The following is a 9,911-nucleotide window of genomic DNA, read 5'->3' on the forward strand; positions in this document are numbered from 1 at the left end:
CAGAGGTCATAGTACCTATCAAAACCTAGGATAGATAGGGAAGGACCGAACATTAGGGAGGTAAGTAGCATTGAAAGATTCGAGAGGTATGCAAAGACCACAGAAAACTTCATATGAAGGCTCTCCGACTGAAGTAGGACTGGAAGTCCAAGATAGGAAGGAAGCGTGTAGTATACCTTCGGCATCATCAATAGCGAAAGCCAGAGTTCAAGTTTGAACTTAACCTAATGAACCGCCGTATACCGAACGGTACGTACGGTGGTGTGAGAGGTCGGTAGATGAATTAATCATCTACCTCCTACTCGATTTATAATAAAATTCATAAATCCCCATGAAAAATAGAAAAATAGCAAAAATTTTTTTGAGCATTTCTGAATTAATATTAACTGCAATCATAGAACCTATCAATGCACCGATTAATCCAGTTATAATTATCGGAAAGGCTATTTTTAAAAGTATATTTTTATTATAGAAATGAATAAATAATGCAGTTATTGCAGTTGGTATAAATACTAGAAGATTAATACCTTGAGCCTTATGTTGAGATAGAGTTGTAAAAAATATAAGTCCAGGAATTAATATAGTTCCCCCGCCAATACCTAAACCACTTATTATTCCCGAAAAGAAGCCTATAATGAACAGAATCATTTAATCACCATCCTAATTGCTGCGATAATCATAAAGATACCAAATATTTTTCTCAATATATTTGTAGGAATTTTGTTCAATAATTTTGATCCTATTATACTTCCTAGAACGGCCCCGATAATTACAGGTATTGCTATTTTATAAACTAACATTCCCTGTTTTAAATAAATAAAAGTACTGATAAAGGTAATAGGTAAAATTATAAAAATTGCAGTAGCATGGGCTTTGTGTTCTTCTATACCTAATAAGAACACGAGAGATGGCACTATAATAGTACCTCCACCTGATCCAAATAGGCCATTAATTATTCCTGTTATAAAACCTACCAATAAAGATTTATATATTTTTTTATTTAGTATCATACTATCACCATAAAAGATATTTTATTTGTAAATTTTCCTTAAATAGGGTCAATTATTCACTTGACAAAAATTAATATAAAAAATATTATATACATGAAAACATATAGGAATACTAGGAAATCAAAGGAGGTTTATTATGATTTATAATAGTATAATAGAAACGATAGGAAATACTCCTATAGTAAAATTAAACAATATAGTTGACAAAAATAGTGCAGATGTATATGTGAAGCTTGAGTATTTTAACCCTGGAAGCAGCGTTAAAGACAGAATTGCTTTAAATATGATTAAGCAAGCTGAAAAAGAAGGTAAATTAAACAAAGATTCGGTTATAATAGAGCCTACCAGTGGGAATACAGGTATAGGATTAGCCATGATTGGTGCAGCTAAAGGCTACAAAGTAGTTTTAGTAATGCCAGATACAATGAGTTTAGAGAGGAGAAATTTATTAAAAGCTTATGGTGCCGAATTAGTATTGACTCCTGGTATAAAAGGCATGAAGGGAGCGGTAGAAAAAGCAAAAGAACTTTTAGAGAAGAATGAGAATTATTTTATGCCACAGCAATTTGAAAATCCAAGCAATCCTGAAATTCATAGAAAAACTACTGCACGAGAAATTATAGAGCAAATGGATGGTAAATTTGATGCATTTGTAGCCGGAGTTGGTACAGGTGGTACTTTAACAGGTGTGGCTCAAGTTTTAAATCAAGAAATGAAAAATGTAGAAATAATAGCAGTAGAGCCTGAAAAATCACCCGTTTTATCTGGGGGACAGCCTGGACCACATGGATTACAAGGAATAGGAGCTGGTTTTATACCAAAAGTATTAGATAAAGACTTGATAGATAGTATAGAGAGAGTGAGCGAAGAAGATGCAATAAATACAATAAAAGAAGTAGCGAAAAAAGAGGGAATATTATTAGGAATATCCTCTGGTGCAGCTATATATGCAGCTTTGAATAAGGCAAAAAAATTAGGAAAAGGTAAAAAAGTAGTTGTAATCGCTCCTGATAATGGAGAAAGATATTTAAGTACAGGAGTATTTGAATAAACTGTTTACTATTCAATGCATTTCATGAAATCTAAAAGTTAAAATTGGAAAAAATTAAGAATCTCGTAGGATAAGCAGGATAATTTCTGCTTAACTGCGGGATTTTATTTTTTATGAAGACGTTATTAAAAATTTTAAAATCTTTATAAAATCTTTAAAATTGAATATTAAATTATAATTGTTAAATAAATATTAGGGACTCAAGGAGGATTAGTTATGAAAGAGAAAAAGATAGAGGTTATAAATGTAACAAAGAAAATCGGTAGAAAAACCATATTAGAAAATATTTCATTTACAGTATCAAAAGGAGAAATAAGTGCTCTAATAGGACCAAATGGTGCAGGAAAAACAACATTAATAAGAATGCTGACAGGACTAATTGATTTAACTGACGGAGAGATATTTATATGCGGGAACAGTATAATTAAAGATAGAAAAAATGCTTTAAAAAAATTAGGAGCAATTGTAGAAGCTCCAATATTTTTCCCTTATATGACAGGAAGAAAACTACTTCAGAATTTAGCACGTCTACATAACGATATGCCTAGAAAAGAACAGCTTGACAAAGTGGAGGAAGTATTAGAATTAGTAGGGTTAAGAGATAGAGGAGACGATAAGGTGAAAACCTACTCATTGGGGATGAAACAGAGGTTGGGTATAGCTCAAGCACTGCTTGGAAACCCAGACGTTATAATATTGGATGAACCTTCAAATGGACTTGATCCTTTAGGGATGAAGCAGTTAAGAGAGTTGATCAAAAAACTTAGGGATGAGAAAGGAGTAACTTTCCTTATATCAAGTCATTTGCTCGATGAGTTGCAGTTGTTCTGCGATAAGTTTATCATAATCAATAATGGGAAAGTTATCTGGGAAGGAACAAAGGAAGAACTTATTACTTTAACTAGTGGGGGGAATAGAATAGAGGATGCATTTATAGAACTTATTAAAGTTAAGTGAGGTGAAATGGAGTGGTAGATCTTATTAAGAGCGAATGGGAAAGATTGTGGTTGAAGAAAAGTACGTGGCTTTGTTTTTTAGCAATTCCTTTTATGGTATATGCAACGATATTGTATTATGCTAAAAAGAATATGATGATTTTACAAACAAGTCCAGAATATACTAATTTTTTAAATTTTCCTGTGGCTGCGCTTCAAGAACAGCTTATAAGTGCAATAAATGTTTTTTTGATATTGTTTATTGTATTATCCATAACTGAGGAATATAGAAGTGGCCAGATGAGAATGGTTATGATACGAAGATACAATATTCGTGAGATACTATTTGCAAAGTACATAGTCATAATTTTAGTAATGTTTTTGTTTCTATCGTACTATTTTATTTTTAGTTTCATAGAGGGATATATTTTCTTGCCTAAAGATAAGACCACAAGGTTTTTCTTTAGAGAGGATATATTTCTTGCAAAGGATGCAGCCATATATTGTTTAAAGTACTATTTTCTAGCTTTTGTAACTATTATAGCTGTAGCTAGTATGTGTGTGTTTATATCTTTAATAAGCAAGAGCACTACAGTTGCAGCAGGAGCTAATATTGCTATCGTACTGTTTTTAGCTATGGGTACAGAGATAGTCAAGATTTTCGCTCAAATTTTAGGACATGCACCGCCAACAAAGGTTATGTTTTCGTCTATAGTTCATATTCAATATAAGGGTATATATTATTTATTATCGAATAACGAATTAAATTCATGGATTATCTTTATTATTTTAGCATATATAATTGTATTTTCTGTGTTTTCATATTTGTATTTGAGAAAAAAGGATTCGTTTATATAAAAGGAGGCGTTTATCATGAAAGCGTTGATTTTAAGTGAATTGGAAAGAATATGGGGCAGAAAAAGAACAGGTATTTTATTCATATTAAATATAGTACTTATATTTATGATATGTGCATTTGTTAACTTTTATAAAGTAGGGTTTTATGGGCCAAATGCTTATATTAAGCTGAATTCCTTGAATTTTTCACCTTTTGTACTTAGAGAAGGACATATAATCCTTGCATGTATAATTTGCCCTATTATTTTTATCGATTGTTTGAATTATGAAAAAACATCGGGTGGATTTAGACTTTATATGATTAGAGCTTATGACAAATTTGAGTATATTGTTTCTAAATGGATTGCACTTAGTATAACACTTTTTATATTTGTAATAAGTATTTTCATTGTAAGCAATGTATTCGGATTTACTTTAATGCCCAAAACTGAATATACAGAGCTTGTTAATGTTCAAGGTGAATATGGATTAATTTCGGCACTGCTTTATAATATAAAATTCTATATGATTGAATACATGATTTTGCTTTGTATACTTGGAATAGCGAGTTTAGTGAGTGTTTTAGTGCCAAATGCGGTTTTAGCTGTTATTGCGACAATTGCAGTAATAGTTGGTTCTATTTATGTATGGGATGGATTTTCGTTTTTACTATTTAGTACAGATGAGATTTTTAATGCACTAGGTGGAATTAATACAGCTCAATTTTTTATAAGCTTAATAGGAATAATTTTGATAACAGTATTATCAAGTGGGGTTATATGGAAAAAGAAAGGGTATTATTTTTAGTGGGAAGCATGATAAAATATTGGTATGATTTTATAATACAGCAGTTTAAGTAGTATCATGAGTATTGTTTTAGATACTCATGATATTCTTTTGCTTTTGGAATGTAAAATACAGGAATTTTAGGAGGAATGTTTAATGAAGGAAAAGATTTTAATTGCTGATGATGAAGAAGATATTGTTTCTTTTATAAAGGATTTTTTAGAAGAAGATTATGAAATTCTTTGTGCTTATAATGGTGAGGAGGCAATTGAAAAGGCTAAATGTAATCCTGATTTGATATTACTTGATGTTATGATGCCAAATTTAAATGGATATGAAGTATGTAGCATTATAAGAGATATAGTAAGCTGTCCAATAATATTTTTGACAGCCAAGCATGAGGAGCAAGATATAATCAGAGGACTTACTATTGGAGGAGATGATTACATAGCTAAGCCATTTAGTCTTAGAGAGTTAAAAGTAAGAATAGAGGCTCATCTGAGAAGAGAAAAACGGAGCTATAATAATAAACGAGCAAGGTTGTATTTTGGTGATTTATCTATAGATTTAAAAGGTAATAAAGTATATTTCAAAAATGAGATAATACACATGACGAAAAAAGAATATAAGATAGTTGAATTTCTAGCAATTAATTGCGGACAAGTCTTTTCAAAGGAGCAGATTTATGAAAAGATATGGGGTTATGATGCTGAAGGTGATGCATCAGTAGTAGCTGAACATGTAAAAAAAATAAGGCAGAAAATTAGCGAATATGATTCTAAAAGAGATTATATTAAAACAGTTTGGGGAGTAGGATATAGATGGGAAAAATGGTCGATGTAGATGATATATCTTTAAAGAAACAATTAATTATTTATATATTAGCGGTAATAATTTTAAGTTTTATTTGTACGACTGTAGTGATTACTGCTAATTTGATTCTTATGTCAAGAGGAATTATACTTAGAGCTGATTATTATGAGTCGAAAGTACCGTTTATTGAAAAATACATAGAAAATACCGGCGATAAATTATTAAATAAAGGGTTTAAGACTGAACTTGAAAAAATAATACCAGTGCAGGGAATAGAATATCAAGTTTTAAATTATAAAGGAGAAATGATATATGGAAATTACAAAACAGATATTGTTGATTTGCCATTTAAAAGTATAGATAAAAGAGATAAGATAGTTGTAGGATATTTTAATGCAGAGGTTATCGAGTTTATACCTATATCTAAAAATGGATTGGCTGTAGGAATGGTGTTACTAAAATATCATATTAAGCCTTCAGCGAGGAATCCAAAGTATAATTTTTTGGTTCAATATTTGGAACAGATTGTAGTTATATCTCCATTTGTATTTATAATATTGTTTACGATTATTTTTGTTTCAAAGTTTAATAAAAAATTGAGTGGACCTTTAAATGAGCTTTTAGAAGGGGCTAATAAGATAAAGAATAGGAATTTGGAGTTCAAAATTAGTTATAAAAGTAATAATGAGCTTGGGAAATTGTGTTCTGCCTTTGAAGACATGAGAAATGAGCTTAAAGTAACTCTTGAAAATCAATGGAAATTGGAGCAGGACAGACGATATATGCTTGAAGCAATTGCGCATGATTTGAGAACACCTTTAACTATAATAAAAGGACATATAGAAGGGATTTTGTATTCTAATAAATTTGATGAAGATAAATTCATACGATATTTGAATCTTATAGATAAGAATGTTGACAGGATAATAAAGCTTATAGAAAAAATGGATAGAATAGTGAAACTTGAGCAGCAAGATTTTAAGTTGGAATTTGAAAAGTGTGATATAGTAAAATTTTTAAATGAGAAATCGAGTGATTTTGATAGAATTTGTAGTCTTAAAAAAATTAATTTTATAATGAAAAAAGATGAAAAATTAGCTGATAAATTTATAATTTCGACAGATATAAATGCATTAAGTCAGATTTTAGATAATATAATTTCTAATAGTTTGAGATATACTCCAATTAATGGTGAAATAATATTGAAAGTTAATATAGAGAAAAATACATTATGTTTTTTGATAGATGACACGGGATGTGGTTTTAGTAGTAGAGATATTAAGAATATGTTCAAAAGGTTTTATCAAGGTGATGAGTCTAGGTCAAAAGAAAAAGGGCATTATGGATTAGGTTTGTATATTGTAAAAACCCTTGTAGAAAAGTTGGGCGGTAGCATTACAGCAGGGAATAATGAAATGGGTGGAGCTAGGGTTAAATTTAGTATTCCTATTCAGTGAAAAATTTAAATAAATTTTAATAAAGGATTATCAGCATCAAAAAATGAAATTGCTTTTTGATGTTGATAATCCTAAAATTATGTACTAGATAGTTGGCATATTTATTATAAAGCTACAATTCTTTCCCACATTCATTACAGAATTTGGCATTTTCGTCATTCAATTTACCGCAATTTCTACATTTGATTTTTACAACCTCTTTTATAGGTGAAGAAGATTTTTCGGTAAAATTCTTTAAAATATCTACATTTTCAACGACGTCATTAATCATTTTTCCTTTTGTAGTATTAAAGGGCTTTAAATCTTCTCTAGCTTTTTCTGGGTCAAGTATGATTCCTGAACCAGCAGCGCCTTTTCTTCCAATGATTTGTAAAATAGCACCGGCGATTATAAGTCCCATACCAATTGGAGCTCTAACAAATGCAGAACTAGCACCACCAAAGCTTGGTTCATTAATAGCTGTAAATCCAATGAAAAATGCAGAGAAAAACATTAAAAAGCCAATGATTGTAAGAAAAAGGCCTATGTAGTATGTAATTTTTCTTTTAGTAGAAATTTTATTTGACATAGAATTTCCCCCCACCAGTTTTATTGGTAATTATTATATATCAAGTAAGAATAAACTTCAAATGGATTGTATTAATAATATTTGACAGATAAAAATATATTTGCTACCCTATACTATAGATATATTCAGATATATTGATATTGAACACTATGTAACACTTAATGGAGGGCAGTAATATGGAAAATATAGAAAAAGTATGTGATAATTTAGTAAGTTGGCTAATAGATAAAGTACAAGAAGCGGGATGTAAAGGTTTGGTTGTTGGATTAAGTGGCGGTATTGATTCTGCTGTAGTAGCGGCGTTAGCTAAAAGGGCTTTCCCAGAAAGTTCATTAGGTGTAATAATGCCGTGTCATAGTAATAGCAAAGACGAAGAACATGCTAAATTAGTAGCAGAAACGATAGGTTTAAAAACAGTTAAGGTTGATTTATCAAAAACGTTTGATAGTTTATTAGATGAATTAAAAGATGATGGTACTAATCTATTAGCAGTATCTAATATAAAGCCGAGATTAAGAATGACAACATTATACTATTTTGCACAGAAAAACAAATATTTAGTAGCGGGTACAGGTAATAAGAGTGAATTAACTATAGGGTATTTTACTAAATACGGTGATAGTGGAGTGGATTTGCTTCCTATTGCAGATTTTGTTAAATTTGAAGTAAAAGAGTTAGCTAAATTTCTAGGTATTCCTGAAATAATTATAAACAAACCACCTTCAGCGGGCTTATGGGAAAATCAGACGGATGAAGGAGAAATGGGATTTAGCTACAAGGAATTAGACACTTTTATATTAACAGGCGGAGCTACTCCTAATGTGAAAGAAAAGATAATCAGAATGAATAAATTGAGTGAACATAAAAGAAGGATGCCATTAATGTTTATAAGAGAAAAGTAAAGGAGGTAAATTATGGCAGGGCACTCAAAATGGGCTAATATAAAACATAGAAAAGGGAAACAGGATGCTAAAAGAGCAAAAATTTTCACGAAATTAACTAGAGCTATAATAGTAGCTGCCAGAGAAGGTGGGGCAGATCCAGAATATAATGCTGCTTTAAAAACTGCTATTGAAAAAGCAAAAGCTGCGAATATGCCGAATGATAATATAGAAAGAGCAATCAAGAAAGGTGCTGGAGAATTAGATGGTGTTAACTATGAAGAAATAACATATGAAGGCTATGGACCAGGTGGAATTGCAGTATTAGTTGAAGTATTAACGGATAATAGAAATCGTACTGCATCTGATATAAGACATTATTTTAGTAAATTTGGAGGCAATTTAGGTTCTACTGGCTGTGTTTCATTTATGTTTGATAGAAAAGGTGTATTAATTATAGAAAAAGAAGAGGGAATTGATGAAGAAGAATTAATGATGCAAGCAATAGAAGCAGGAGCAGAAGATTTCATAACTGAAGAAGAATATTTTGAAATAACTACAAGTCCAGAAGATTTTGCGACTGTAAGGGATTCATTAAAACAGGCTGGATATACATTTACAACTGCAGAAATTTCTTTTATACCTCAAAATACAACTAGGTTAACTGATGAAGATGATATTAAAAATATGACTAAACTTATAGATGCTTTGGAAGATAATGACGATGTGCAGAATGTGTACCACAATTGGGAGATGCCAGAGGATTTAGAGTAGTTTAGTTTTAAATGTAGTTAAATCAATGAATTCAGAAATTAATGGGAAATATAAAGTCTGAAAAAATAGCTTGAATGATGATAAACGTTACACCTTTTTCGTATTATGTATAATACGAGAAAGGTGTATTTTTAGAATTCGAAGATTTTATATATAATTTTTAAACAGTATTATTAGGATTTTAAGAACGTTTTTTCAGTTTTGAAAAAAGTATATAATAATTAATCCAATTCTAAAAGTTTGATTTCTTAGTATAATAAAATTATAGGCATTTTTAAATTTTGGCAAATAATACATTTAATAGATTTATTTTTGAAATTATTTGTTTTAGAAGTTTTATTTCAATTGTAATTTTTAGTATAATAATAGAATAGATGGTTGTATTTTAGTTAATGAGTTTTTAGAAGTATTTTAAATTTTTTATTTACTATAATTAGAAAAATTTCACAGCTGCAGTAAAGTGGACTTTAATTAAAAAGTTGTGAATTCCATGAAATATCTTAATTAGAGGGCTTTAAGTTTATATTTTAGAAAACATTATTATAGCTTTACTGCAGAAATACATATTATGATTGAAATCAAATATATTGTAAGCCTTTAAATTTCCTATAAATAGTTATTAAAAAAATAGGGGGTTTTATATTAACTATGTGGAATGTAAATTATGTTAACTTTGATGAATTATCTAAAGTTTGGGGAGTTTTATATTAACTATGTGGAATGTAAATCTTACGAGGCAAATTAATATCAAAATGAGGAATATGCGTTTTATATTAACTATGTGGAATGTAAATTCTGT

12 protein-coding genes are annotated in these 9,911 nt (G+C 29.9%); 9 read left to right on the top strand and 3 right to left on the bottom strand.

The window, feature by feature from the left end:
* Positions 1 to 70 precede the first annotated feature (70 nt).
* Entirely contained in the window at positions 71 to 217 is a 147-nt protein-coding gene (locus tag BUB51_RS13185) for a hypothetical protein (RefSeq protein ID WP_159430368.1), read from the top strand.
* Positions 218 to 291: 74 nt separating this feature from the next.
* Here BUB51_RS13185 and BUB51_RS10705 read toward each other — a convergent pair whose 3' ends face one another.
* Together BUB51_RS10705 and BUB51_RS10710 are read right to left on the bottom strand one after the other, a co-directional pair.
* Positions 292 to 648, bottom strand: coding sequence for a sulfite exporter TauE/SafE family protein (locus BUB51_RS10705; RefSeq protein ID WP_073197669.1), 357 nt, complete (start codon positions 646 to 648; stop codon positions 292 to 294).
* Positions 645 to 1,010 carry a sulfite exporter TauE/SafE family protein gene (locus tag BUB51_RS10710; RefSeq protein WP_073197671.1) on the bottom strand — a complete coding sequence of 122 codons (366 nt, stop codon included), beginning with the start codon at positions 1,008 to 1,010 and terminating at the stop codon, positions 645 to 647. The genes BUB51_RS10705 and BUB51_RS10710 overlap by 4 nt, the downstream gene beginning before the upstream one ends.
* A gap of 136 nt (positions 1,011 to 1,146) precedes the next feature.
* Here BUB51_RS10710 and cysK point away from each other — a divergent pair, with 136 nt between their 5' ends.
* The 6 genes from cysK to BUB51_RS10740 all read left to right on the top strand — a co-directional run bounded on the left by cysK (position 1,147) and on the right by BUB51_RS10740 (position 6,889).
* Positions 1,147 to 2,061, top strand: coding sequence for a cysteine synthase A (gene cysK, locus BUB51_RS10715; RefSeq protein ID WP_073197673.1), 915 nt, complete (start codon positions 1,147 to 1,149; stop codon positions 2,059 to 2,061).
* A 216-nt stretch (positions 2,062 to 2,277) separates the two neighbouring features.
* Positions 2,278 to 3,018, top strand: coding sequence for an ABC transporter ATP-binding protein (locus BUB51_RS10720; protein WP_073197675.1), 741 nt, complete (start codon positions 2,278 to 2,280; stop codon positions 3,016 to 3,018).
* Between the two features lie 11 nt (positions 3,019 to 3,029).
* Positions 3,030 to 3,854: an ABC transporter permease subunit gene (locus BUB51_RS10725; protein ID WP_073197677.1), complete on the top strand. Its 825-nt coding sequence runs from the start codon at positions 3,030 to 3,032 to the stop codon at positions 3,852 to 3,854.
* 15 nt (positions 3,855 to 3,869) lie between these two features.
* The gene (locus BUB51_RS10730; protein WP_052045328.1) at positions 3,870 to 4,640 is read left to right on the top strand and encodes a hypothetical protein; all 771 of its coding nucleotides are present in this window, start codon (positions 3,870 to 3,872) and stop codon (positions 4,638 to 4,640) included.
* Between the two features lie 135 nt (positions 4,641 to 4,775).
* On the top strand, positions 4,776 to 5,462 hold the full coding sequence (locus BUB51_RS10735; RefSeq protein ID WP_073197678.1) for a response regulator transcription factor: 687 nt from the start codon (positions 4,776 to 4,778) through the stop codon (positions 5,460 to 5,462).
* Positions 5,441 to 6,889: a HAMP domain-containing sensor histidine kinase gene (locus BUB51_RS10740; RefSeq protein ID WP_083599607.1), complete on the top strand. Its 1,449-nt coding sequence runs from the start codon at positions 5,441 to 5,443 to the stop codon at positions 6,887 to 6,889. The genes BUB51_RS10735 and BUB51_RS10740 overlap by 22 nt, the downstream gene beginning before the upstream one ends.
* Positions 6,890 to 7,001: 112 nt before the next feature.
* Here BUB51_RS10740 and BUB51_RS10745 read toward each other — a convergent pair whose 3' ends face one another.
* Entirely contained in the window at positions 7,002 to 7,457 is a 456-nt protein-coding gene (locus BUB51_RS10745; protein WP_073197680.1) for a zinc ribbon domain-containing protein, read from the bottom strand.
* 176 nt (positions 7,458 to 7,633) lie between these two features.
* On the opposite strand from BUB51_RS10745, the gene nadE reads away from it, so the two are divergent.
* Together nadE and BUB51_RS10755 are read left to right on the top strand one after the other, a co-directional pair.
* Positions 7,634 to 8,359 (top strand): NAD(+) synthase, encoded by a 726-nt coding sequence (gene nadE / locus BUB51_RS10750; RefSeq protein ID WP_073197682.1) that lies wholly within the window; start codon positions 7,634 to 7,636, stop codon positions 8,357 to 8,359.
* A gap of 12 nt (positions 8,360 to 8,371) precedes the next feature.
* Positions 8,372 to 9,112 (top strand): YebC/PmpR family DNA-binding transcriptional regulator, encoded by a 741-nt coding sequence (locus BUB51_RS10755; RefSeq protein ID WP_073197684.1) that lies wholly within the window; start codon positions 8,372 to 8,374, stop codon positions 9,110 to 9,112.
* The last annotated feature ends 799 nt before the right edge of the window (positions 9,113 to 9,911 follow it).

Source organism: Caloranaerobacter azorensis DSM 13643 (genome assembly GCF_900129995.1).
GTDB classification, from domain to species: Bacteria; Bacillota; Clostridia; order Tissierellales; family Thermohalobacteraceae; genus Caloranaerobacter; species Caloranaerobacter azorensis.

What these genes read in the sequence shown, in the direction of transcription:
- nadE (WP_073197682.1), top strand. Translation starts at nt 7,634, where the DNA reads ATGGAAAATATAGAAAAAGTATGTGATAATTTAGTAAGTTGGCTAATA.
- BUB51_RS10740 (WP_083599607.1), top strand. Translation starts at nt 5,441, where the DNA reads ATGGGAAAAATGGTCGATGTAGATGATATATCTTTAAAGAAACAATTA.
- BUB51_RS10720 (WP_073197675.1), top strand. Translation starts at nt 2,278, where the DNA reads ATGAAAGAGAAAAAGATAGAGGTTATAAATGTAACAAAGAAAATCGGT.
- BUB51_RS10705 (WP_073197669.1), bottom strand. Translation starts at nt 648, where the DNA reads ATGATTCTGTTCATTATAGGCTTCTTTTCGGGAATAATAAGTGGTTTA.
- BUB51_RS10730 (WP_052045328.1), top strand. Translation starts at nt 3,870, where the DNA reads ATGAAAGCGTTGATTTTAAGTGAATTGGAAAGAATATGGGGCAGAAAA.
- BUB51_RS10745 (WP_073197680.1), bottom strand. Translation starts at nt 7,457, where the DNA reads ATGTCAAATAAAATTTCTACTAAAAGAAAAATTACATACTACATAGGC.
- BUB51_RS10735 (WP_073197678.1), top strand. Translation starts at nt 4,776, where the DNA reads ATGAAGGAAAAGATTTTAATTGCTGATGATGAAGAAGATATTGTTTCT.
- BUB51_RS10710 (WP_073197671.1), bottom strand. Translation starts at nt 1,010, where the DNA reads ATGATACTAAATAAAAAAATATATAAATCTTTATTGGTAGGTTTTATA.
- BUB51_RS10755 (WP_073197684.1), top strand. Translation starts at nt 8,372, where the DNA reads ATGGCAGGGCACTCAAAATGGGCTAATATAAAACATAGAAAAGGGAAA.
- cysK (WP_073197673.1), top strand. Translation starts at nt 1,147, where the DNA reads ATGATTTATAATAGTATAATAGAAACGATAGGAAATACTCCTATAGTA.